This is a genomic window from Chondromyces crocatus (assembly GCF_001189295.1).
Classification (GTDB): Bacteria; Myxococcota_A; Polyangia; order Polyangiales; family Polyangiaceae; genus Chondromyces; species Chondromyces crocatus.
In genome coordinates, this window is sequence record NZ_CP012159.1 from 9050273 (window position 1) to 9073903 (window position 23631).

Below are 23631 nucleotides of genomic sequence, written 5' to 3' on the forward strand. Positions count from 1 at the left end.
AAATTTAGGCCCTGTCTTCGCTCGCCAAGCGATGGCTAAGCCTGTCGTAACTGACAGCCTGTAGGAACGCACTCAGACGCTACTCCCAAAACACAGGCCAAAGCCGCATAAAGGCAGACCAGTCGTGGAGGACCGCACCGCCCTTGCGGGCATCCTTCTCGTCTTGAAGCCAGAGCGCCATCGGCAGAAGCTTCTGCAAGAGATGGGGCTGTGGTCGTGGGATGAGGAGCTGGCGACGCTTGCGGGACTGGTGGAACCGGAGGGCTGGGCGCAGCTTCACCACTGCCTGCTTGATGATTTCGGCCAAGCCAACGTCATCGACTGTCAGCGAGCCTCGCTCGATTCTGCCGGCGTGAAAACCAAAGGGGGATGAGCAGACGAGCCCGAACCCTACGGACCGAGACAAACTCGGCATGGCACCTGCTCCCTGCAACCGTGCCCACGCCCACGACCCCGCCGGCCGCTACTCCCGTCGTCCCCCCAGACGCGCGACGCCCGCGCCCGCGTTCACGCAGCCACCGCGGCCAAGCCCGCGAGTCTCAAGTCCAGCATTCCTGTCCAGCTATCCCTCTTATCTGAGGGGAGCCGCTCAAAATCGGCCAATGAGGAGAAGGTGGCCGAAGTAGACCACTACCTGAGCACTGCGAGACGCGCTTCATCTTCTCGCCGGAAATATACCGAGACGCGCGCATTATCCGCATGCTCTGGTTACGCAACCAGATCGACCACGCGACCGCAGGCAGGAGGAAGCTCATCCCAGAGCTAGCGATCTCCTAGTTCTGCGCACGGCGAGATACTATTGCCATTAGCGAACGAACCGCGCGACGCCGCTCAGGACTCGCAGACGACTCCGGAGGCCTCTCCTTGCATCGCCCCGGCGTGACCGCTCAGGGACCGCAACCTCACCACCATCTCCTGCGCGAGCCCCTCGACCGTCGCGCGATGGTGCATCTTCGCGCTGTACGTCCAGCTGATCTGCAGCCGCCCCTCCATGACCACCCCGTGCACGTTGAAGAGGTAGTGCGCCCGGTCGGTCGTCGGGCTGTAGAACGAAGGCCTCTCTTCTCGAGCGAAGCGAAAGGCCCGGTCGGCCTTCAGCATCGGATCGTACTGACCGAAGTAGGTGAACGTCACCTCGGCCCTCGGGAGCGCGCGCAGCGCCTCGCGGACGGCGGCGTCATCGTGCAGGTACCGCAAGATCTCGAAGCCGGCCCCTTGCCCGGGGACGCCCTGTCGCTGTGCCTTCACACGCTGCAAGGCCACCTCGGGCCGCTCGTCGTCGGGCAGCGTCAAGAGGACGGGGTACTCGGAGACGAACCACCCCACCGTGCGCGAGAGGTCGACCCCTTCGGGCAACGCCTCTCGCCCGTGGGTGGCCAGCTCCACGAGCCGTGAACGCTCCCCGGTCCACCCGGCGATGGCCTGCACGAGCGCCGTCAGCAGGGCATCCTCGATCGGCGCGCCCAGGGTGGAGGGCAGCTCCGTGAGCAGCGCCCGCGTCTCGTCCTCGGTCAGCGTCACGAGCACGCGCCCGAGGTGCGCGAACGTGTTGCAGCCGGGCGAAGGCGGGACATCCAGGGGGAGCGGAGCGACCTGCGCCTCGCCGAGGGTGAGCCAGGTGGGCAGCTCCGCAGCGAGGGTCTCGGACTGCGCGTGCTGCTTCAACCGCTCCGCCCAGGCCCTGTACGACGTCGTCTTGCGCGGGAGCGCGATGGGCTCGCCGCGGCGGAGCTGCTGGTAGCTTTCGAGCAGATCGTCGAGCAAGACCCACCACGACACGATGTCCATCACCAGGTGGTGGACGACGACGATCAGCCGCCCCGGCGTGCCCTCGCCGAGCTGGACGAACGCCACCCGCACCACGGGCCCCTTCGCCAGGTCCAGGCTCCCCAGCAGCGCCAGATCCGCCTCCCGCAGCGCAGCCGGCTGCTCCGCCGCAGGAAGGTGAGCCAGATCGACGACGCTGAACGGCGTCTCCGAGGCATCCACATCGGCGTAGCGCGACTGCCAGACGCCATCCCGACGCTCGAAGCGCAGGCGCAGCGCATCGTGCTGCACGAGAAGCGTTTGCACCGCCTCCCGCAGGAGCGCTGGCTGCACGTCCGGCGGGGTCTCCAGCATCATCGAGAGGTCGAAGAACTCGGGGTGTACTTGCTCCACCGAGAAGAAGGCGTGCTGCACCGGGGTCAGCGGCACCTCGCCCGTGAGCACCCCCTGCTCCGCCTCGATGCCTCGCGCCGAGCCGACCGCCGCCGCCAGCTCGGCGATGGTCTGGAACTGGAAGATCTGCTTCGGCGTCAGCGCGATGCCCTCGCGGTTGGCGCGGGTCACCGCCTGGATGCTGAGGATCGAGTCCCCGCCGAGCGCGAAGAAATTGTCGTCCACGCTCACCTCGGAGGCACCGAGCAGCTCGGCCCAGATGGCCGCAAGGCGCGCCTCCGTCGGGGTCCGTGGCGCGACGACGGTGCGGCCCTGATCGCGCTGGGACACGTCGCCGGGCGCGGGGAGTGCGCGGAAGTCGACCTTGCCGTTGCGGGTCAGCGGCAGCCTGTCCAGCACGACGAAGGCGCTCGGCAGCATGTACGCCGGCAGCGTCCGCGCCAGGAAGTCACGCAGCGCGGAGATCGCCGGCGCGGGCTGCGTGGTCACCACGTACGCCACGATCCGCTTGTGACCGGCGCCCTCCGGGCTCCCCGCCGTGCCCCGCGCCCGGCTCGCCTCCTCCCGCGTCGTGACCACCACCTGCGTGACCTGGGGATGCTGGCAGAGCGCGCTCTCGATCTCCCCCAGCTCCACCCGGAAGCCGCGCACCTTCACCTGGGCGTCGGCCCGCCCCAGGAACTCCAGGTTGCCGTCGGGCAAGGCGCGCACGAGATCCCCCGTCCTGTAAAGGCGTGCTCCTGGCGTCGACGAGAACGGATCGGGGATGAACTTCTCCGCGGTCAGCGCCGGGCGGCGCAGGTAGCCGCGCGCCACCTGCACGCCACCGAGGTGCAGCTCCCCGGCGACACCGACCGGCACGGGCAGCAGCGCCCGATCCAGCACGTAGGCCTGCGTGTTCGACAGCGGGACGCCGATCGGCATCTGTCCACGCCCCACCTGCTCTTCGGAGAGCGAGGCAAGCTCGCAAGCCGTGGCGATGACGGTCGTCTCCGTCGGACCGTAGCCGTTCACCAGCCGGGTCTCGCCGCCGCCGAAGCCGCGCCACTGACGGACGCGCTCGGGCAAGAGCGCCTCCCCTCCCACGAGCGCGAAGCGCAACGACGCAGGCAGCGTCGATCCCCTGCGCTCGATCTCGTCACACACCAGGTGCCAGTACGCCGTGGGCAAGCACCACGCCGTCACCCCCCACGCGATCGAGCGGTCGACGAAGCGCTTCACCGACCGCCGCATCTCCTCGTCCCCGAGGAACACCACTCCACCAGCGCCGAGGTACGGGTAGATCTCCTCGGCGGAGCCGTCGAAATTGATCGACGCGAGCTGCACCACCCTGTCCTTCGGCCCGAGATCGAAGGTGGCGATGTCGAACTGGACGAGGTTCCACAGCGAGCGGTGCTCGGTCATCACCCCCTTCGGCTTCCCCGTCGAGCCGGACGTGTAGATGATGTACACGAGGTCCTCGGGCTGCGCCGCGCAAGGCGGGTTCAGCGCGCTGCACTGCGCGATCACCCCCTCAGGATCGTCCAGGTAGACGGCCTTCACCGGGTGAGGCGCGACCACTGCCGACAGGGCGCTCTGCGTGACGACGACGCGGAGCTGCGCGTCCTCGATCATGTACGTCAGCCGCTCGGCCGGGTAGCCAGGGTCGAGCGGGACGTAGGCCCCGCCCGCCTTGAGGATGCCCAGCATCCCCACGAGCATCTCCAGCGAGGTCTGCGCGCAGAGCCCCACCAGGGTCCCAGGGCCCACGCCGAGGCCTGGCGACTGGAGGTGGTGGGCGAGCTGGTTGGCGCGCTCGTTCAGCGCGCGGTACGTGACTGACGCGAGGCCCTCCCCCGAGACGTTCGCCCATGCCACCGCCATCGCGTCGGGGGTGCGCTCGACCTGTTGCTCGAAGAGCGCGTGGATGCACCGCACCGGCCCGTCGTCGACCGCAGTCGCATTGCGGGTGACGAGCAGCTCGTCGAGATCGGCCTTCGTCAGCAGCGGCAGTGTGGACACCGGCCGATCCGGAGCAGCGACGATCGCGTCGAGCAGGACCAGGAAGCTCCGCGAGATCCGCGCGATGGTCGACGCATCGAACAGGTCGGTGCTGTACTCCCACTCGCCGACCAGCCGCTCTCCTGCCTCCTTCACGGTCAGCGACAGATCGAACTGGGTGGTGGTGTTCTCCCAGGGCAGCGTGCCGAGCGTCAGGCCTGGCAAGCGCAGGTCCTCCATGGGGACGTTCTGGAGCGCGAACATCACCTGGAACAGCGGGTTGTAACGCATGGTGCGCGCCGGCTGGAGCGCGTCGACCAGGCGCTCGAACGGCAGATCCTGGTGTGCATAGGCGTCCAGCGCCACCTGCCGGAGGCGGGACAGCAAGGTCGCGAAGCTCGGGTCCCCGTGAAGCTCCGCCCGCAAGACCAGCGTGTTGACGAAGCAGCCGATCAGCGGCTCGCTCTCCCGGTGATGGCGCCCGGCGATGGGGGTCCCGACGACGAGGTCCTCTTGCCGGCTGAAGCGCGACAGGAGCACCGAGAACGCCGACAGCAGCGTCATGAACAAGGTCGCCCCGCCCTCGTTTCCGAGTCGCCTCACCGCGCGCGTCAGCGACGGCTCGACCTCGAAGAACATCGAGGCCCCCCGGAAGCTCTGGACCGGCGGCCGCGGGTGATCCGTCGGCAGCTCCAGCAGCTCCGGCGCCCCATCGAGCTGCTTCCGCCAGTACGCGAGCTGCTTCTCCAGGAACTCACCCTGAAGCGATGCCCGCTGCCAGTGCGCATGGTCGGCGAACTGGAGCCGGAGCGCGGGCAAAGGAGACGCCTCTCCCGCACAGAACGCCGCGTACAGCGCCGACAGCTCCCGCCGCAGGATCGCGATCGACCAGCCGTCACAGACGATGTGGTGCATCATCAAGAGCAGCGCGTGCGAGCCCTCCGAGAGCCGCAGCAGGGTCGCGCGGAGCAGAGGCCCGGCCTCCAGGTCGAACGGGCGCCGCGCCTCCTCCGCGAGCCGCCGCTGCAAGGCCTGCGCGGGCTCCTCCTCGGGCAGCACGTCCAGCGCCTCCACCGGGAGACGCAGCGCCTGCACGGGGCGAACGACCTGCACCGGGGTGCCCTCGACCGCCTCGAAGGTCGTCCGCAGCACCTCGTGCCGCTCGACGAGGGCGTTCAGCGCACGTTCCAGCGCGGCGACATCGAGCTGCCCCGTCAGCTTCCACAGCGCAGGGATCTTGTAGTCCGCGTTCTCTCCTTCGAGCCGATCCAGGAGCCACAGCCTCATCTGCGCAAACGAGAGCGGCAGCGGCCCACTTCGATCGACGGGCGTGGGCCCCTTCGTACGCTCCCCCGGCGCGGCCTTCGCCTCCGCCGTGCCCTTCGCCTCCGCCGTGCCCTTCGCCTCTGCCGTGCCCTTCGCCTCTGCCCTGGCCCCTTGCTGCTGCCGGAGCTTCTCCAGAAGCAGCGCCTGCTTCTCCGGAGAGAGCTGCTCGAAACGAGAACGTCGTGACTCCATCCCGTGACTCCTCGCTTCGACCACCGCGCCACGCGCACGCGGTCGAGCGCTGTGCTTCGTTCCCCAAAGAGCGCTGACCTAGACCTCTGTCTCTCCCTCGGAGGGCAGCGCATCCATGTCGTCCAGGAGCTGATCCAGGAGGTCACCATCCGCCTGGTCGAGCTGCTGCGCGATCACGTACGCCGCGAACGAGGCGACCGTCGGGTGCTCGAAGAGCGAGCGCAGGGGCAGCTCCAGCGCGAAAGCATCCTGCGCCCGCGAGACGGCCTGGGTGGCCAGCAGCGAATGCCCTCCCAGCTCGAAGAAGTTCGCCTCGACGCTCACTGGCCCGGCCCCGAGGACCTCGGCCCAGATGGCCGAAAGCGTCTCCTCCGCGGGAGAACGTGGCGCCACGAAGCCCGCTTCCCCCACCCCGCACGCGCCGGCCCGCGCCTCGTGCCCGGGCGCAGGGAGCGCCGCCCGGTCCACCTTGCCATGGGGGGTGAGCGGCAGCGCCGAGAGCCCCACGAATGCTGCCGGGATCATGAACTCCGGCAGCGTCTCCTTCAGCGCCGAGCGCAGCGAAGCGGGCGTCGGCGCCTCTCCCTCCGGCACCACGTAGGCCGTGAGGCGGCTGTCTCCTGGAGCGTCCTCGCGCACGATCACGGCCGCGTCCTGCACACCAGGGTGCTGCCGCAGCGCCGCCTCGATCTCCCCCAGCTCCACCCGGTAGCCACGCAGCTTCACCTGCGCGTCCACGCGCCCCACGTAGTCGATGCTGCCGTCCGGCAAGTAACGCGCCCGATCCCCCGTCCGGTACAGCCGGGCCCCAGGCGCGTCGCTGAACGGATGCGGGATGAACTTCGCCGCCGTCAGCGCCGGCTGGTTCAGGTAGCCGCGGGCGAGCCCTGCGCCGCCGAGGTACAGCTCCCCGGGCACCCCCACGGGTGTCGGCTCGAAGTTCCGATCGAGCAGGTAGACCTGCATCCCGGGGAAAGGTCGCCCGATCGGCGGCTTGCGGACACCATCGAGATCCCGCGCGATCGTCGCGGCCACGGTGGACTCCGTAGGACCGTAGCCGTTCATGAACCGGCGCCCTTTCGCCCAGCGCCGCGTGAGTTCCGCGCTGCATGCCTCGCCCGCCGCGATGACCACCGCCAGATCCGGCAGCCCCTCCGGAGGCGTCACCGCGAGCGCGGAGGGCGGCAAGATGGCGTGGGTGATCCGCTGCGCGCGCAGGGTCCGGGCCAGCGGCTCCCCGGGCATCAGCGACGTCGCCGGGCCGAGCACCAGGCACGCCCCCGCGCCGAGCGCCAGGAAGGCGTCCGCCACGAAGGCATCGAAGCCGAACGAGAAGAACTGCAACCCACGGCTGTCGGGCGTCACCGCGAACCGCTCCGGCACCGCCTCGATCAGGTTGCACACCCCCCCGTGCTCCACCAGCACCCCCTTCGGTCGGCCCGTGGAGCCCGAGGTGTAGATCACGTACGCCAGGGATCGCGACGTCACCGCGCTCTCCGGGTTCCCCTGGGGCCTCGCCGCGATCACTGCCTCCTCCGCATCGAGCAGCACCACCTCGGCCCCGCGCGTGGGCAGCCGCTCGCCGAGGCGCTGCTGCGTCACCAGCACCGACACCGCGGCGTCCCGCAGCATGTACGCGAGCCGGTCGGTCGGGTAGTCCGGGTCGAAGGGCACGTATGCCCCTCCGGCCTTGAGGATTCCCAGGAACCCGATCACCATCGCCGGCGACCGCTCGACGCAGATGCCCACCCGCATCTCGGGCCCCACCCCCAGCCCTTGCAGGTGGTGCGCGAGCTGGTTCGCGCGCGCGTTCACTTCGCCATAGGTGAGCTGCTGCTCCTCGAACACCAGCGCCACCGCCTCCGGCGTGCGCGCCGCCTGCGCCTCGAACAGGTGGTGCGCGCAGGCTCCCCGTGGCGGCTTCGCTGGCGTCGCGCTCCAGTCGACCAGGATGCGCGCACGCTCCTCCCGGCCGAGTAGCGGGAGGCGACCGAGCTTTCGCGCCGGGTCCTCGCTCATCCCTTCCAGCGCCGTCCCCAGGTGCCCCAGCATGCGCGCGATCGTCGCGCGGTCGAACCGCTGCGCGTCGTAGCTGATGCGCAGGAGGAGCGCGTCCTTCACGGTCGCCACGACGGTGAGCGGGTAGTTGGTTTCCGCCACGCCGCGCATCTGCTCGAAGCGAAGCTCGCCCGGCCTCCCCGGCTCCGCGCCCGCCGACGGGTAGTTCTCGAACACCAGCAAACTCTCGAAGAGCGGACTCCCGGCGGGCACCTCGCTCACCCGCTGGATCTCCGAGAGCGCCAGGTACGAGAACTGCTCGTTCTCCAGGTGCTGCGCTTGCAGCGCCTCGAGCCACGGGAGGAGCGGCGCCGCGTCGGAGACCGACGCCCGGACCGGGAGCGTGTTGATGAACAGCCCCACCATCGACTCCACCCCGCCGAGCGCACCGGGACGTCCCGCGACCGTCGCCCCGAAGACCACCTCGGTCTCACCGCTGTAGCGCGAAAGGACCAGCGCCCAGGCCCCCTGCACCAGCGTGTTCAACGTCAGGTGCTGCTGGCGCGAGAAAGCCTGGAGCTTGCTCGTCAGCGCCTCGGAGAGGCGGAGCGCTTCGAGAGCGTGAGGCCCCTCCGCCTCCCCCACCTTCGCGCCCCCCTCCGCCGAAGCCTCCGCAGAGACCCCCTCGCTCGGGGCGCACCGCGTCTCGCTCGGAGCGCACAGCGTGTCGACGTGCAGCGGGATCGGCCCCGCGAAGCCCGCCAGCGCTGCCCGCCAGTGCGCCTTCGCCTTCTCGGCATCCTGCGCCTTCAGCCAGGTGATGTAGTCCCGGTACGGCCGCACCGGCGAGAGCTGGAGCACTTCGCCGCGCACCTGCGCCCGGTAGACCGAGAGCACCTCGTTCAGGAGGATCGGCAGCGACCAGCCATCGAAGAGCAGGTGGTGGTGGCTCCACAGCAGCTCGTGCACCTCGTCCTCCACGCGCACCAGCGTGAAGCGCATGAGCGGCGCTTCATCCAGGCGGATCCCCGACGCCTTGTCGGCCTGCACGATCGCCTCGAAGCGCGCCGTGCGCTCCACTGCCGGAAGCTCGCGCAGGTCGTGCTGCACCCATGGGGGCGAGGCCGTCGTGTGGGCGATCTGCAAGGGCTCGTTCAGCTCCTCCCAGTGGAAGGAGCTGCGCAGCACCGGGTGGCGCGCGACCACCCGATCCCACGCCTGCCGGAGCGCGTCGACCCGCAGCTTCCCGCGCAGGGTGAAGACGATCTGCTCGAGATAGGCCCCTCGCTCCGGCGCAACCAGGGCATGAAACAGCATGCCCTGCTGCATCGGAGAGAGCTCGTAGACATCCTCGACGCCAGCATCCTCCACGGTCATCTCCTACTTCGCCTTCGCGCGCTTCACTTTGCCCAGCAGCTTGTCGAGCTGCCGCTGATCGAGCTTCGACGCCGAGAAGTCCGACGGCGTATGCCCCCCAGCTTCCGGCGCCTTGCAGTGCGCGATCAGCGCGCGCAGCGCCTCGACGTATCCCGACGACAGGCGCTCCACGGTCGCGCGCTCCAGGACCTTCTCGCCGTACTCCCAGACCGTGTCCAGCTTGCCACCCCGGATCACCGCTCCCACGGCGAGCCGGTGGCTGCGCTTCCCGCGCGGGCTCTGCGCGAGCTTCCACACGCTCGCCGTCCCCAGCACGCTCGACGCCGAGAGCACCTGATCGAACTGCCCGAGGTAGTTGAAGCTCACCTCCGCCGCAGGGTGCGCACGCAAGGCGCTCCGCACCGCCTCGTCACGGCGCAGGTATCGGAGCAAGCCGTGGCCGATGCCGCGCCCGGGCAGCTTGCGGAGCTGCTCCTTCACCGACTTCAGCGCCTCGCCCACACCCGCCTCGCCGCGCCCCTCCCCTGTCACGGGAAGCGCCAGCCGCACCGGGAACATCGTCGTGAACCACCCCACGGTGCGCGACAGGTCGGCGTCGAACAGGTCCTCACGACCATGCCCCTCCAGATCGACCCGCAAGGAGGGGCTCCCCGTCCACCGCGCGATGGCCTGCACCAGCGCCGTCAGGAGCACGTCGTTGATCTGCGTGTGGTAGACGGACGGCACGTCCTGGAGCAGCGCGCGCGTCTCCTCTTCGGTCAAGGAAGCCGTCACCGACGCGGCGGTCGCCATGGTGTCGAGGCCGAGGCCCGAGCCGACGTCGCGCGGCAACGGACGGTCCTCTCCCGCCGGCCGGTTCCAGAACGAGAGCTCGGACGCGACCGCGTCGGACTGCGCGTGCGCTTCGAGACGCCTCGCCCACGCCTGGAACGACGTGGTCTTCGCCGGGAGCCGGACGACCTCGCCCCGGACGAGCTGCTCGTAGGCGGTGCCGAGATCCTCCAGCAGAATCCGCCACGAGATGCCGTCCACGGCCAGGTGGTGGACGACGAAGAGCAGCCACCCCGGTTGACCTTCTCCACGCGAGAAGAACGCGAGGCGCGCGATCGGTCCCCGCGCGAGATCGAGGCGCCGCTGGAAGTCCTCTTCGGCCCGCAGCATCGCCGCCTCCTGCTCGCTGGCCGGCAGATGCGACAGGTCCACGACGACGAACGCCCTCCGCTCCGGGGGCACCGCCGCGAGGGCATCGTCCACCGGGGCATTCACCTGCACGAAGCCGTCAGGTGACGGCGTGTAGCGCAGCCGCAGGGCGTCGTGGTGCCGCAGCAGGTGGCCGAAGGCCTGCTCCAGGGGCTCTGCGCGGAGACCCGCGGGCGTCACCAGCAGCGCCGACTGGTTGAAGTGGTGCGGCTCCGAAAGGTCCTGCTCGAAGAACCAGCGCTGGATGGGCGTCAGCGGCACTGCGCCCGTCACCTCCCCTTGCGCTGCCTCCACCGCGTGCGCTCCAGGCCGCGTGGCGTCGCCTGCCTTCGTGGCGTCGAGCTCCGCCGCCAACCTGCCCACCGTCTGGTGCTGGAAGAGCAGCTTGGGCGTGATCTCCAGGCCCACCCGCCGCGCGCGCGACACCACCTGGATGCTCAGGATCGAGTCCCCACCCAGCTCGAAGAAGTTGTCGTCGACGCGCACCTCCGGCACGCGCAGCACCTCCGACCAGATCCTCGCCAGCGTCACCTCGGTCGGCGTCCGCGGCGCCTCCTGGGACGCACCGGCGAGAGCGCGGCTCGTGGCAGGATCGGGCAGCGCGCGAACATCGACCTTGCCGCTCGTGGTGAGCGGCAGCGCCTCCACCAGCACGAACGCGGTGGGCACCATGTAGCTGGGCAGCTTCCCGGCGATGAACTGGCGCACCGCCTCCACGTCGAGCGGCGGCTCCCGCGGCACCACGTAGGCCACGAGCCGCTTGTTGCCCGTTCCCTCTTCGCGGACCGTGAGGAACGCTTGCTGCACCCCGGGGTGACCGCTCAGCGCCGCCTCGATCTCGCCCAGTTCGATGCGGAACCCCCGGATCTTCACCTGGCTGTCGAGGCGGCCCAGGTACTCCAGCCGCCCGTCCGCGCGCAGGCGCGCCAGATCGCCCGTCTTGTAGAGGCGCTCCGATTTCGGGGCGAGGAGAGGGTTCCGGATGAAGCGCTCCGCAGTCAGCTCCGGTCGCCGCCAGTACCCCCGCGAGAGCCCCACGCCCCCGATGTGCAGCTCGCCAGGGGCGCCTACGGGCACGAGCTGGTGGTGCCGATCCAGGAGGTAGATCTGCGTGTTTCCGAGCGGCCGCCCGATCGGCACCAGCTCCGGCTCGGGGTCGTCGCAGTGCTGGAGCGTCGCCGTCACCGTGGCCTCGGTCGGGCCGTACCCGTTGAAGAGCTGCGGCGGTGGAGACAGGTGCGCCACCGCCTCGTGGAAGCGCCGCACCTTCTCGAGCTGCGCTTCCTCGCCTCCAACGATCACCAGCCGCACGGTGGGCGGGACGCGCGGATCCCGTGGCCCCAGCTCCGCCGTGAGCTGGTGCCAGAACGCCGTCGGGAAGTTGAGGACCGTCGCGCCCCAGGCCCGGCAGGTGCTCCAGAAATCGTCGCTGGAGTGCAGCATCGCCTCGGTGCGCAAGAGCAAGGTCGCGCCCCGCGTGAGGCACGGGAAGATCTCCTCCACCGCCGTATCGAAGCTGATCGATGCGAATTGCAGGATGCGATCCTGCCGGGTCACCCCGTACCACTCCGCCGCCGTCGTGGCGAAGTTCATCAGCGCGCGGTGCTCGATCATCACCCCCTTCGGCGTTCCCGTGGAGCCCGAGGTGTAGATGACGTACGCCAGGTGGTGCGGTCGCGCCGCGCCCGGAAGATCGCTCTCGTCGCGCGCGCCGATCGTGGCCCAGTCGGCATCGAGCGACACTGCCGTCACCGGGTGCGCTTCGAACCGCCCTCGCAAGCTCGCCTGCGTGAGCAGCACCGTGATCTCCGCGTCCGCGAGCACGCTCGCCACCCGCTCGTCCGGGTACGCCGGATCGATGGGCACGTACGCGCCCCCCGCCTTGAGCACGCCCAGCAGGCCGACGACCATCTCCAGCGATCGCTCGACGCAGAGGCCGACGAGCCTCTCCGGCCCCACGCCGAGCCCGCGCAGGTGCCGTGCGAGCTGGTTCGCCCGCGCGTTCAGCGTGCGGTAGGTCCACGAGCGCCCCTCGACCACCACCGCGACGGCCTCGGGCGTACGCGCCACCTGCTGCTCGAAGATTTCATGCGCACAGCGCTCGGCCGGGAAGTCGTTCTCCGTCGCGTTCCAGTCGTCGATCCACCGCTGCTGCGCCTCCGTCAGGAAGGGCAGCTCCGAGAGCCTGGCCGACGGGTTCGCCACGATGCCGCCGAGCAGGTTCCGGTACTGCGCTTCCATCCGCGCGATGGTCTCGGGCTCGAAGATGTCGCTGTTGTATTCCCAGATGACGGAGATGCCCGGTGTGGAAGCCTCGTCCCGGTTCGCGAGGCGCTGCTCCGCGTGGGGGATGGCCACCACGTCGAGATCGAACTTCGCCGAGCCATTGCCGAGCGCCACCTCCATGTCGATGGACAGCCCCGGCAACCGCAAGCTCGGCAGCGGCGCGTCGTGGAAGCTGAACATCGCCTGGAAGAGCGGGTTGTAGCTCAGGTCGCGGGCCGGCTTCAGCGCCTCCACCACCTTGTCGAACGGCAGGTCCTCGTGCGCGTACGCATCGAGCGTCACCTGACGCACCTGGGCCAGAAGCTCCTGGAACGTCGGGTCGCCGTCGATCTGCGTGCGCAGGACCAGGTTGTTGACGATCATCCCGATGAGGCCCTCCACCTCGCGGGATCGCCGGTTCGCGACCGCCGAGCCGACGCAGAGATCGTCCTGCCCGCTGTAGCGACGAAGCAGGATCAGGAACGCGGCGAGCATGGTCATGAACAGCGTGCTCTGCTCGCGGCGGCACAGCGCGCGCAGCCCCTCGCTCAGCGCCCCGGAAAGCTCGACCCGGAGCTGGCGCCCCTGGAACCGCTGCTCCGGAGGGCGCGGCCGGTCCAGCGGCAGCGCCAGCAAGGGCGGGCTTCCCGAGAGCTGCTCTTTCCAGTACGCGAGCTGCGCCTGGGCCGCTGGGCTCGACACCCAGCGCCGCTGCCAGCTCGCGTAGTCGACGAACTGGAGCGCCGGCTCGGGGAGCGGCGAGGGCTCGCCGCGCACGTAGGCCTGGTAGACCACGAGCAGCTCGCGCAGGAACAGCGCCGCCGACCAGCCATCGTGCACCATGTGGTGCTCGACGTGGGTCAAGAGGTGCTCGTCGTCGCCCAGCCGGAGCAGCGACCACCGCACCAGCGGGAGCCGATCGAGGTGGAAGACCCCCCTCGCCTCCGCCCCGACGAGGCGCTCCACCTCGGCGCCCCGCGCCTCGGACGAGAGGCCGCGGAGATCCACGATCGGCACCTCGATCGCGGGCGCCGGGTGGATCACCTGCACGAGCCGCCCGTCCACCGTCGGGAACGTCGTCCTGTAGATCTCGTGGCGGCGCACCATCTCGCCGAGGGCGCGCACCAGCGCTGCCACGTCGAGCCGCCCCTCGAAGCGCACCTTGGACTGGGCCTGGTACGCCGTCCCTTCGGGCGACATCTGCTCGATGAAGTGAACCCGTTCCTGCGCGAAGGAGACGGGCATCCTCGCCTCCCGAGGCGCCCGGACCAGCGCGACCCCCTGCCCCTGCGGCGCGAGGTCCCCGTGCGCCGCCCGGTGCGCCGTGATGTGGCTGGAGAGCCCCGCGACCGTCGGGTTCTCGAACAGGCTCTTCAACGAGATGTGCTCCCCGAACCGCTCGCGCACCCGGGAAAGGAGCTGGATGGCCGTCAGCGAGTGCCCTCCCAGATCCAGGAAGCTGTCGTGCACCCCGATCGACGCGACCCCGAGCACCTCCGACCAGAGGGAAGCCAGCGTCTCCTCCGTGGCGTCCCGGGGTGCGACGAGCCCCGCTGCGCCCTCCGAACGAGAGAGCGCCGCCCAGTCCGGCGCAGGGAGGCTCTCCGCGTCGACCTTCCCGCTGGGCGAGAGCGGCAGTGCCTCCAGCGCGACGAAGGCCGCCGGCACCATGAACTCGGGCAGGCTGCGGCACAGAAATGCGCGCAGGGCGCCCCCGTCCAGCGTTCCCGCCACGGCGCTCGATGGCGAGGCAGCAGGCGCTCCCTGCACAGGCTGCGGCACCACGTAGGCGACCAGCCGCGGATCTCCTGGCTGATCCTCGCGGACGCGCACGGTGGCGTCCCGCACCTCGGGGTGGCGGTGCAGGGCCGCCTCGATCTCGCCCAGCTCGATGCGGAAGCCGCGCAGCTTCACCTGCGCATCCAGCCGCCCGAGGAACTCCAGACGTCCATCCGGCAAGAGGCGCGCGAGATCTCCCGTCTTGTAGAGCCGAGCGCCGGGGACGTCGCTGAAGGGGTGCGCGATGAACCTGGCTTGCGTCAGCGCAGGCTGGCGGAGATACCCGCGGGCGAGCCCGATGCCGCCCACGTGCAGCTCGCCGGGCACGCCAGCCGGTGTGGGTCGCAGGAACTCGTCGAGGACGAAGACCTCCACACCCGGGAGGGGACGCCCGATCGGCAGCCGTGACGCCCCCTCCTCGAAGCGCTCGGTCGTGGCGCACACGGTGCATTCCGTCGGGCCGTAGGCGTTGGTGAAGCTCCGCCCCTGGCTCCACCGCTGCGCCAGGCTGGGCGGGCACACCTCGCCGGCCACGATGAGGTGCCGGAGCGCCGGTAGCGCCGCGACGGGCGTCACCGCGAGCGCCGAGGGCGGCAAGGTGACGTGCGTGATGCGCTGCTCGCGCAGCGTCTGGAGCAAGCTGGGGCCGGGCATCGACGCGGCCCGAGAGGTCAGCGTGAGGCGCGCTCCCGTGGCGAGTGCCATCACGATCTCCCAGATCGACGCGTCGAAGCTGAGCGACGCGAACTGGAGGATCCGGCTCTCCGGCCCCACGGAGAAGAGCGACGCTTGCGCGCGCGCCAGGTTGCACACGCCCTCGTGCTCCACCATGACGCCCTTCGGCTTGCCGGTGGAGCCCGAGGTGTAGATCACGTAGGCGAGCTGATCACCACGCGCCGTCTCGCCCAGGTTCTCCGTGGGCTGCGCGTCGAGGAGCGGCCCGTCCGCGTCGAGGCAAAGCACGTGGCCCGCGTAGGCCGGCAGCGTGGCGACGAGGGACCGCTGGGTCACGAGCACGGGGGCCGCGGCGTCTTCGAGCATGAAGGCGAGCCGCTCCGACGGGTAGCTCGGATCGAGGGGCACGTGAGCGCCGCCCGCCTTGAGGATGCCCAGGAGGCCGACGATCATCTCGAGGGAGCGCTCCACACAGAGACCCACCAGCACCTCGGGGCCGACGCCCTGGCGCCGCAGGTGGTGGGCGAGCTGGTTCGCGCGCTGGTTCAGCGCCCCGTAGCTCAGCGCGACGCCCTCGAACGTCAGCGCGATCGCCTCGGGGGTGCGCGCCGCGTGCTCCTCGAACATCTCGTGGACGCACGCACGCTGCCCGGTGCCCTCGGACCCGTCCCCGCGCCGTGATGCCATGCTCACGCTCTCCTGCCGTTCCTGGGTCATGCGATCTTCGACATCCTCCGTAGCGACCCCCTGCGCTCCCGGATGACCAGGCGCGCCGCGATGGGCTCGAAGGAGCGCTCGTCGACTTTCCGGGGCCCCTATACACCGGCCCCACGAGCCGCGGAATCGACGAGTCGTGCGCGACGACGCCACGCTCGGGACGGGCTCACCCGCACCTCGTGCAGCATGTCCCCCTGGCAAAATTCCACCATCTGCTGCGATGTCGGGGTGAGCCGCCTCGCCTTCTTTCGTCGTTCAGCGCAGTTCGTTTCACCTCGCCTGCCCTGGCGAGCCGCTGGCGACGCGAGGCAGCCGCTCTACGTTCATCGCGGTCCCCGAGCCCCGCAGCAGAGCGGCGGACGCGCAACCGGAGCCGAACGAACGCCCACGAACGCACGAGCGGTCCGCGCACCTCTGCGCGGCGCTCGCGCCTTCCAGCACGGCACACCGGAGCGAGAGCACGCAGCGAAGCCGCGCGGCATGGAGATGGAGGTCGATCATGATGAACACGATGAGGCGAGCTTTCCTGAGGAGCATGTCCTTCGCGGCGACCCTGGGTCTCCTCACCGCGCTCGGCGGCACCGCGCTCGCGCAGACGCTGGCTCCCGGCCAGAGCCTGGAGCGGGGCAACAGCGTTCGATCGAGCAACGGCAGGTACACCTTCGTCATGCAGGATGACGGCAACCTCGTGCTCTACGCGCCCGGCAGCCGGGCGCTGTGGGCGACGGGGACCGACGGCCAGGCCATCCGGAACGCCATCATGCAGCAGGATGGCAACCTGGTGCTCTACGACTACGCCAACCGGCCCAAGTGGGCCTCGAACACGAACGGTCAGAGCGGCGCTTACCTCGTCGTGCAGGACGACGGGAACGTGGTCATCTATCGCCCCCGGGTCCCGATCTGGGCGAGCAACACCAACCAGAACAGCCCCCAGTGCAACACGCCAGGCATCCTCGAGCCAGGCCAGTCGTTGCGACGCGGGGCGCAAGTCCAGACGGGGAACGGCACCTACCGCCTGGTGATGCAGGACGACGGCAACCTCGTCGTCTACCGCCGCAACGGCAGCGCCGTGTGGGCGACGGGCACGAATGGCGTCTCCATCCGCGAGGCCATCATGCAGCAGGACGGCAACCTCGTGCTCTACGACTACGCCAGCCGCGCCCGGTGGGCCTCGGGCACCAATGGCAACCCCGGCTCCACGCTGGAGATGCAGTGCGACGGCAACCTCGTCATCTACAAGCCGAACGCCGCGATCTGGGCGACGAACACCGTGCAACGCTGAACCGCCCTCGGCCGCTCTGCCCGACGCTCCTCACCCTGTGGTATGACGCCGGTCATGCGCCTCCAGGATCGCGTCGTGTTCATCACCGGGGCTTCGCGCGGCATCGGCCGGGCGGTGGCCCTCGCCTGCGCCCGCGAGGGTGCCCACATCGTCGTCGCGGCCAAGACGGACGTGGCGGAAAACCCCAAGATCCCCGGCACCATCCACGACGTCGCCAAAGAGGTCGAGGCCCTCGGCCGGCAGGCGCTGCCCATCAAGCTCGACGTCCGCGACGATGCCGCCTGCGAGCAGGCCGTGGCGAAGGCCGTCGAGCGCTTCGGCCGCGTCGACGCGCTCGTCAACAACGCGGGCGCGCTCTGGTGGGCGGACATCACGGAGACCCCGGTCAAGAAGTTCGACCTGATCATGGGCATCAACGTGCGCGCCTCGTTCGTGCTGTCCCGCGCCGTGCTCCCGCACATGGTCTCGCGCAAGTACGGCCACATCCTGATGATGTCGCCCCCCCTCGCCGGCGACGCGTCCGACCCGTCGGTCTACGCGCACCACGGCGCGTACGCCGTGTCCAAGCTCGGGATGACCATGATCGCCAACGCGATCGCCGCCGAGTACGGCGAACACAACATCACCGCCCACGCCCTCTGGCCCGCGACGGCCGTGGAGAGCTACGCGACCATGAACTTCGGCCTCGGCGGTCCCGAGATGTGGCGCAAAGCCGACATCCTGGCGGACGCCACCGTGGCGCTCCTCGCCAAGGAACCGTCCGCTCGCAAGGGCCAGGGCTGGATCGACGAGGACCTCCTGCGCGAAGAGGGCGTGACCGACTTCTCCAAGTACCAGTGTGTCCCTGGGGTCGAGCCACCGCACATGGTGTTCTCCTCGATCCCGAAAGCGACCTCGACCAAGGTGTAGGCATGCGTGACGACGACGAGGACGACGATCGGTTCACCGCGACGAGCGTGGATCCCACGCGGGAGATCAAGGAGCTCTTCGACGATCTCGAGGGGCTCCTGAAGAACGGCGACGTCGTGGCCGCACTGACGAAGAACGAGGTGAACGCGAGCCTCGCCTTGCTCGCCGTCGACGGCCTGCGCGCCTACCTGGAGAACCGGAAAGCCGACGCCGCGGAAGACCTCTCGACCGTCGCCGAGGAGATCAAGATGCGCATGCAGCTCTCCAGCCCCTCGCGCCGCGGCAACGGCCACGGCGAACCGAAGAACTGACGCCGCCGAGCCGCCGAGCCGCCGAGCCACCAGGTCCCCGAGCCCCGAGCCCCCAGCGCCGGAACTCCCGGCGCCCCTGCCCCCCGAGCGAGCCGAGATGTCCGTCACCAACCTGCCTCCCTGGGCCCCCGCCGAAGCCCTGTCGGGCGCGAGCTACTCGGCGGCCGAGCTGTCCGCCGACGGCGACCGCGTCTTCCTGCTGGAGCAGCGGGAGCTGCCGGTCGTCGAGCGCTACGTCACCCTCACCACGCCCGCCGAGGTCGCCGAGGGCATCCGGGCCATGGTGGTGCGCGGGGCGCCGGCCATCGGCATCGCTGCCGCCTACGGAATGGTCCTCGCCGCGCGGGCCGCGCGAGGCGAAGGCGCCGAGGGCTACCTCCATGCCCTCCGCCGGGCCGGTGCCCTCCTCGACGCCTCTCGCCCGACTGCCGTCAACCTCTCCTGGGCCGTGCGCCGCGCCCTCGCCCTCGCCGAGCAGCACGCTCCGCGCGACGGCGAGCAGCGCTTCCAGGAGATGGCCGCCTTCGCCCGCGCCCTGCACCGTGACGACGTGGCCGCCTGCCGCGCCATGGGCCGCCTCGGCGCCGCTCACCTTCCCGACGAGGGCGCCATCCTCACGCACTGCAACGCCGGCGCCCTCGCGACCGGCGGCTACGGCACCGCCCTCGGCGTGATCCGCGCCGCCATCGAGGCCGGCAAGCGCCTCCGCGTCCTCGCCGACGAGACCCGCCCTTACCTCCAGGGCGCACGCCTCACCGCCTGGGAGCTGCACAAGGACGGCATCCCGGTCGAGGTCCTCGCCGACTCCATGGCCGGCTGGCTGATGCAGCGAGGCGAGGTGAAGGCCATCGTCGTCGGCGCCGATCGCATCGCGCGGAACGGCGACGTCGCGAACAAGATCGGCACCTACGCCGTCGCTTGCCTCGCCCGCCACCACGGCATCCCGTTCTACGTGGCCGCCCCCTGGAGCACCGTCGACCTCGCCACGCCCGATGGCACCGCCATCCCCATCGAGGAGCGCGCCTCCGACGAGGTCGGCCTCATCGCAGGCAAGCGCATGGTGCCCGAGGGCGTGCGTGCCCGGCATCCCGCCTTCGACGTGACCCCGGCGTCCCTGATCACCGCCATCTTCACCGAGCGCGGCGAGGCCACACCGGGCGAGCTGGCGCGCCTCGCCGGCTGAGCGGCCGGCATCGTCCACCGACGGGTTAAGACTTTCTTCAGAAGCGTCGACTACAGGTGAGATGAGGGCGCGGAGGTTCGCGCCCGGCTGGCTCGCTGACCCATCTCCGGGACGGGAGGCTCCATGGGACACGGTGACGATCATCCTCACGACGGGCTCACGGCGGATCTGAAGGCCCTGGCTGCGCAGAGCAGCCGGCGGAAGGTCCTGGGGTGGCTGGCCGGGGCGACCCTCTTGCCGCTCCTGGGCTGCGAAGACGCGAACGGTGGTGCGTGCGCGGCCATCCCCGAGGAGACGGCAGGACCTTATCCAGGCGACGGTACCAACGGGGCGAACGCGCTGGTGCTCGACGGGATCGTCCGCAGCGACATCCGGTCGAGCATCGCAGGGCTCAGCGGGACCGCCGAGGGCATCCCGCTGACGGTGACGCTGACGGTCGTGGACTCCGGTGACGCCTGCGCTGCGCTCGCAGGGTACGTGGTCTACCTGTGGCACTGCGATCGCGACGGCCAGTACTCGATGTACACCCGGCAGGATCAAAACTACCTGCGTGGCGTGCTGGAGACGGCAGAGGACGGGACGGTGACGTTCACGACCATCTTCCCTGGCTGCTACGACGGCCGGATGCCGCACATGCACTTCGAGGTCTACGAGGACCTGGCGTCGGCGACCTCCGGTCGAAACGCGATCGCCACCTCGCAGCTCGCCTTCCCGACGGCCGTCTGCGATGCCGTCTATGCAACGACGGGCTACGAGGCGAGCGTCACCAACTTCGCGAGGACGAGCTTCGAGCGCGACAACGTCTTCAGCGATGGCGTCGAGCAGCAACTCGCCGAGGTCGCAGGCACCGTGAGCGACGGTTACTCGGCGACCTTGACCATCGGCGTCTGACTCCGGCCGACACCGCGCCCCCTCGTGCAAGGCACCAGCGCCCTTGCGCCCGAGACCTCCCGCCATCGTCCACGCTCCCTTCGGTCCTTGGTCGCGACGCCTTCGGTCCTCGGCCGCGACCCACGCGCCCCTCGGCCACGACCCCCCGAGCCGTGTGCTTCGACCTCCTCGGTCCTCGCTCCCGAGACGTCTCCCCATCGGCCACGCCCCGCTCGCCCATCGGCCACGAGCCCCACGCTCCTTGGCCACGAGCCCCACGCTCCTTGGCCACGAGCCCTTCCCCCATCGACAACGACAGCCTCGCTCCTTGGCCGCGAGCCCTGCGCCCCTCGACCGCGACCCCCGCTCCCATCACGCACGACAGGCCTCGCCCTCGGCCACGACACCAGACGCCATCGGGACCGACACCTCTCGACGCCGGTCACGAGGCCCTGAGCCCTTGGTCACGACACCCTCGGCCCTTGGTCACGACACCCTCGGCCCTTGGTCACGACACCCCCAGCCCTCGGCTTCTCGTCCTCAGGACGACAGACTCGACCCCCTCGCTCCCCACGCCTTCGTCCAAGCTGCCGCTCACCATTGCACTCTGGACATTCAAAATCGTCGTTTCGAGCTGCGCCGAGGAGCTCTTCGACATGCGCCTGGGCGCACCTGCTTTCGCAGCAACCATTCGAAATATCGGGACAAAAATCGCACGAGCCCATGCGATGAGCGGCCCCAGCGAGCCCCGCCACGGCGTCCACGCTCGGTCGACCGGGCGGCTCCGCTGCTCGATGGGTCGACGCTACGTGACGTTTTCGTTATATATGCATCAGACTATATACGCTTTCGATTATATATGCTTCCAGTTATACACACCGCATGGACATCTTCGAGATCGTCGCCGACCCGAACCGGCGGGCTCTGCTCGACATGCTGGCCGGGGGAGAGCGGACGGCTGGCGAGCTGGCATCCTGCGTTCCGAAGCTCACCCAGCCCGCCGTCTCGCGGCATCTCCGGCTGATGCGTGACTCGGGGCTCATCGAGGTCCGGCCGGAGGCGCAGCGACGCATCTACGCGCTGCGGCCCGAGGCGCTCCTCGAACTCGATGCCTGGCTGAGCCGGTATCGCCGTCTCTAGGGGGCGCATCTCGAGCGCGCCACCGCTGACGAAGCGGGATGGCTCCGAGGCTTCACCCGACAGAAAGAGCGAGTGACGACGAGGCGACTCGGCACGATGGCGCTACACGTCGGCGCGATGGCCCCGGCGCACGCCTGAGCTGCGACGCTCTCGCCGGTCGGTCCGGCTCACGCCGGAGCTGCGACGCTCGCGCCGGTCGGTCTGGCTCACGCCTGAGCTGCGGCGCTCTCCCCAGTAGCCGGCAGGGCGGATCGGCACTACAGACGAAGGCGTGACCACGACCGCCGAGCCCCAGCAGCCCGCGCCGACCGCGGGCACGCCCACGAAATCTCGCTTCGAGCCCAAGCCGGAGTGGTTGAAGGTCCGCGCACCGGGCGGGGACACGTACCACGAGATCAAGGGCACCCTCCGCAAGCTGGACCTGTTCACGGTCTGCGAGGAGGCGCGCTGCCCGAACATCGGGGAGTGCTGGCGCGAGGGGACGGCGACGGTGATGCTCCTCGGCGACGTGTGCACGCGGGGGTGCCGCTTCTGCGCGGTGACCACCGGCGATCCGCGCGGCGCGGTCGATGTGCGGGAGCCGGAGCACGTGGCGCGGGCGATCGCGCGGATGGGGCTCCAGTACGTGGTCATGACGATGGTCAACCGCGACGATCTGCTCGACGGCGGGGCGGAGCACGTGGGGCGGACGGTGCAGCGGCTGCGCGCGCTGCGGCCCGACATGCTGATCGAGACGCTGGTGGGCGATTTCCAGGGGCACATGAGCCACGTGGACACGGTGGTGGAGTCGGGGCCCGACGTGTTCGCGCACAACATCGAGGTGGTGCGGCGGTTGACGCGGACGATCCGCGACGTGCGCGCGGGATACGATCAGTCCCTCGAGGTGCTGCGGCGGGCCAAGGCGAAGCAGCGGGCGCTCTCGAAGGCGTCGGAAGGCGACGGGAGCGAGGCGGCGCGGCGTCTGACCAAGAGCTCGATCATGGTGGGGCTCGGGGAGACGGACGAAGAGCTGCTGGAGACGCTGCGGGATCTGCGCGAGGCCGAGGTCGACGTGGTGACGCTGGGGCAATACCTGCGGCCGTCGCCGAAGTACGCGCCGGTGAAGCGGTTCATGACGCCCGACGAGTTCACGGCGCTCGGGAAGGCCGCGATGGAGATGGGCTTCCTGTATGCGGCGAGCGCACCGCTGGTGCGGTCGAGCTACAAGGCAGCCGAGGTGTTCATCCGGAGCGCTCTCCGAGGGAAGGGTGAGGGCGGCGAGGGCGCCGAAGCGCTGCTGGACGAGCGGCTGGCGATCGCGCAGCGCGAGGCCGCCCGGGTCGCCGCGGAGCTGGGTCCGGAGACGGAGACCAGGACGCCCGCCGCGCCGCGAGAGACACCGCTCATCCCCATGGAGTCGCTGATCCGACGCTGAGCTGGCTTCCAGGCCGGCGTCGGGCTGGCTGCCGGGCTGGCTGCCGGGCTGGCGCTGAGCTCGCCACGGAGCCCGTAGGGGCTGCCGATGAGCTGGCTGCCGGGATGAGGCGCCCCCACCCGTGGCTTGACGCTCGCTGGGCTCCGGCCGAACTTGGCGGACTCCCGAGAGAGCACGGGGGAGGACATCCGACGATGCGCATCCAGAGTCAGAGCCTCCTCGACAGGGTGGCCCGCCAGATCAGTCGGCCGCCGACGAGCGCGCCCGATGCGGCTTCGCTCCTCTCGCGGATCGCGAACGCCTACAGCGCGCTGCCGGTGATCGATGAGGAGATGGGGCTGACGAGCTTCGATCCGGACGCCGCCGCCCTGTTCGAGGCGGTGGTGGAGGCGACGTTCCTCGTGGCCCACGCGGACGGGCACTTCGACGCGGAGGAGCGGGCGGCGTTTCAGACGGTGGTGTCGAGCGCCTGCGGGGGGGCGGTGAAGGCGCCGCGGCTCGACGCGCTGATCGCCGACTTCACGGAGCAGCTCGCGGAGGACGGGCAGGAGAAGCGGACGAGGATGATCGGGCGCACCATCACCGTCCACCATCAGCAGATGGAAGTGATGCGCATGGCCGCGCTGATGGCCTGGGCGTCGGGCGGGGTGAGCGCAGAGGAGCGCGTCACCCTGGAGCTGCTCGCGGCCGGGCTGGGGCTCGCGCGGGGGAGCGTCGACACGGTGCTCGCACAGGCCGCCGCCGCGCTGGATCTGGACGGTGTGACATAAACAGGCCCCCTCCGGGGCGGCGTTGCCGCGCTGAGTCATGAAAGCGACACCGCGCCGTGACTTCGATAACGGCGCTGTTCGCG

General features: G+C 70.1%; 12 protein-coding genes. 9 read left to right on the forward strand and 3 right to left on the reverse strand.

Annotation, left to right across the window (positions count from 1 at the left end; all coding sequences use genetic code 11):
• Nucleotides 1-124 precede the first annotated feature (124 nt).
• A complete protein-coding gene (locus CMC5_RS32620; RefSeq protein WP_050434064.1) occupies nucleotides 125-373 on the forward strand; it encodes a hypothetical protein in 249 nt (82 codons plus the stop codon).
• Between the two features lie 458 nt (nucleotides 374-831).
• On the opposite strand, the gene CMC5_RS32625 is transcribed toward CMC5_RS32620, so the two are convergent.
• The 3 genes from CMC5_RS32625 to CMC5_RS32635 all read right to left on the reverse strand — a co-directional run bounded on the left by CMC5_RS32625 (nucleotide 832) and on the right by CMC5_RS32635 (nucleotide 15669).
• Nucleotides 832-5658 carry a non-ribosomal peptide synthetase gene (locus CMC5_RS32625; RefSeq protein WP_050434065.1) on the reverse strand — a complete coding sequence of 1609 codons (4827 nt, stop codon included), beginning with the start codon at nucleotides 5656-5658 and terminating at the stop codon, nucleotides 832-834.
• Nucleotides 5659-5736: 78 nt separating this feature from the next.
• Nucleotides 5737-9033 carry a non-ribosomal peptide synthetase gene (locus CMC5_RS32630; protein ID WP_050434066.1) on the reverse strand — a complete coding sequence of 1099 codons (3297 nt, stop codon included), beginning with the start codon at nucleotides 9031-9033 and terminating at the stop codon, nucleotides 5737-5739.
• 3 nt (nucleotides 9034-9036) lie between these two features.
• Nucleotides 9037-15669 carry a non-ribosomal peptide synthetase gene (locus tag CMC5_RS32635; RefSeq protein ID WP_218920112.1) on the reverse strand — a complete coding sequence of 2211 codons (6633 nt, stop codon included), beginning with the start codon at nucleotides 15667-15669 and terminating at the stop codon, nucleotides 9037-9039.
• A 511-nt stretch (nucleotides 15670-16180) separates the two neighbouring features.
• On the opposite strand from CMC5_RS32635, the gene CMC5_RS47070 reads away from it, so the two are divergent.
• The 8 genes from CMC5_RS47070 (at nucleotide 16181) to CMC5_RS32680 (ending at nucleotide 23548) form a co-directional block, all read left to right on the forward strand.
• Entirely contained in the window at nucleotides 16181-16951 is a 771-nt protein-coding gene (locus CMC5_RS47070; RefSeq protein WP_218920114.1) for a hypothetical protein, read from the forward strand.
• A gap of 54 nt (nucleotides 16952-17005) precedes the next feature.
• On the forward strand, nucleotides 17006-17860 hold the full coding sequence (locus CMC5_RS32650; RefSeq protein WP_050436259.1) for an SDR family oxidoreductase: 855 nt from the start codon (nucleotides 17006-17008) through the stop codon (nucleotides 17858-17860).
• 2 nt (nucleotides 17861-17862) lie between these two features.
• Nucleotides 17863-18171, forward strand: coding sequence for a hypothetical protein (locus tag CMC5_RS32655; protein ID WP_050434068.1), 309 nt, complete (start codon nucleotides 17863-17865; stop codon nucleotides 18169-18171).
• Nucleotides 18172-18268: 97 nt separating this feature from the next.
• On the forward strand, nucleotides 18269-19354 hold the full coding sequence (gene mtnA / locus CMC5_RS32660; protein WP_082363001.1) for an S-methyl-5-thioribose-1-phosphate isomerase: 1086 nt from the start codon (nucleotides 18269-18271) through the stop codon (nucleotides 19352-19354).
• A 123-nt stretch (nucleotides 19355-19477) separates the two neighbouring features.
• Nucleotides 19478-20245: an intradiol ring-cleavage dioxygenase gene (locus tag CMC5_RS32665; RefSeq protein ID WP_050434069.1), complete on the forward strand. Its 768-nt coding sequence runs from the start codon at nucleotides 19478-19480 to the stop codon at nucleotides 20243-20245.
• An 861-nt stretch (nucleotides 20246-21106) separates the two neighbouring features.
• The gene (locus CMC5_RS32670; RefSeq protein ID WP_050434070.1) at nucleotides 21107-21364 is read left to right on the forward strand and encodes an ArsR/SmtB family transcription factor; all 258 of its coding nucleotides are present in this window, start codon (nucleotides 21107-21109) and stop codon (nucleotides 21362-21364) included.
• A gap of 271 nt (nucleotides 21365-21635) precedes the next feature.
• On the forward strand, nucleotides 21636-22778 hold the full coding sequence (gene lipA / locus CMC5_RS32675; protein WP_063796389.1) for a lipoyl synthase: 1143 nt from the start codon (nucleotides 21636-21638) through the stop codon (nucleotides 22776-22778).
• 194 nt (nucleotides 22779-22972) lie between these two features.
• Nucleotides 22973-23548 carry a tellurite resistance TerB family protein gene (locus tag CMC5_RS32680; protein WP_050434071.1) on the forward strand — a complete coding sequence of 192 codons (576 nt, stop codon included), beginning with the start codon at nucleotides 22973-22975 and terminating at the stop codon, nucleotides 23546-23548.
• Nucleotides 23549-23631 lie beyond the last annotated feature (83 nt).

What these genes read in the sequence shown, in the direction of transcription:
- CMC5_RS32625 (WP_050434065.1), bottom strand. Translation starts at nt 5,658, where the DNA reads ATGGAGTCACGACGTTCTCGTTTCGAGCAGCTCTCTCCGGAGAAGCAG.
- CMC5_RS32630 (WP_050434066.1), bottom strand. Translation starts at nt 9,033, where the DNA reads ATGACCGTGGAGGATGCTGGCGTCGAGGATGTCTACGAGCTCTCTCCG.
- CMC5_RS32635 (WP_218920112.1), bottom strand. Translation starts at nt 15,669, where the DNA reads ATGACCCAGGAACGGCAGGAGAGCGTGAGCATGGCATCACGGCGCGGG.
- CMC5_RS47070 (WP_218920114.1), top strand. Translation starts at nt 16,181, where the DNA reads ATGAGGCGAGCTTTCCTGAGGAGCATGTCCTTCGCGGCGACCCTGGGT.
- CMC5_RS32650 (WP_050436259.1), top strand. Translation starts at nt 17,006, where the DNA reads ATGCGCCTCCAGGATCGCGTCGTGTTCATCACCGGGGCTTCGCGCGGC.
- CMC5_RS32655 (WP_050434068.1), top strand. Translation starts at nt 17,863, where the DNA reads ATGCGTGACGACGACGAGGACGACGATCGGTTCACCGCGACGAGCGTG.
- mtnA (WP_082363001.1), top strand. Translation starts at nt 18,269, where the DNA reads ATGTCCGTCACCAACCTGCCTCCCTGGGCCCCCGCCGAAGCCCTGTCG.
- CMC5_RS32665 (WP_050434069.1), top strand. Translation starts at nt 19,478, where the DNA reads ATGGGACACGGTGACGATCATCCTCACGACGGGCTCACGGCGGATCTG.
- CMC5_RS32670 (WP_050434070.1), top strand. Translation starts at nt 21,107, where the DNA reads ATGGACATCTTCGAGATCGTCGCCGACCCGAACCGGCGGGCTCTGCTC.
- CMC5_RS32680 (WP_050434071.1), top strand. Translation starts at nt 22,973, where the DNA reads ATGCGCATCCAGAGTCAGAGCCTCCTCGACAGGGTGGCCCGCCAGATC.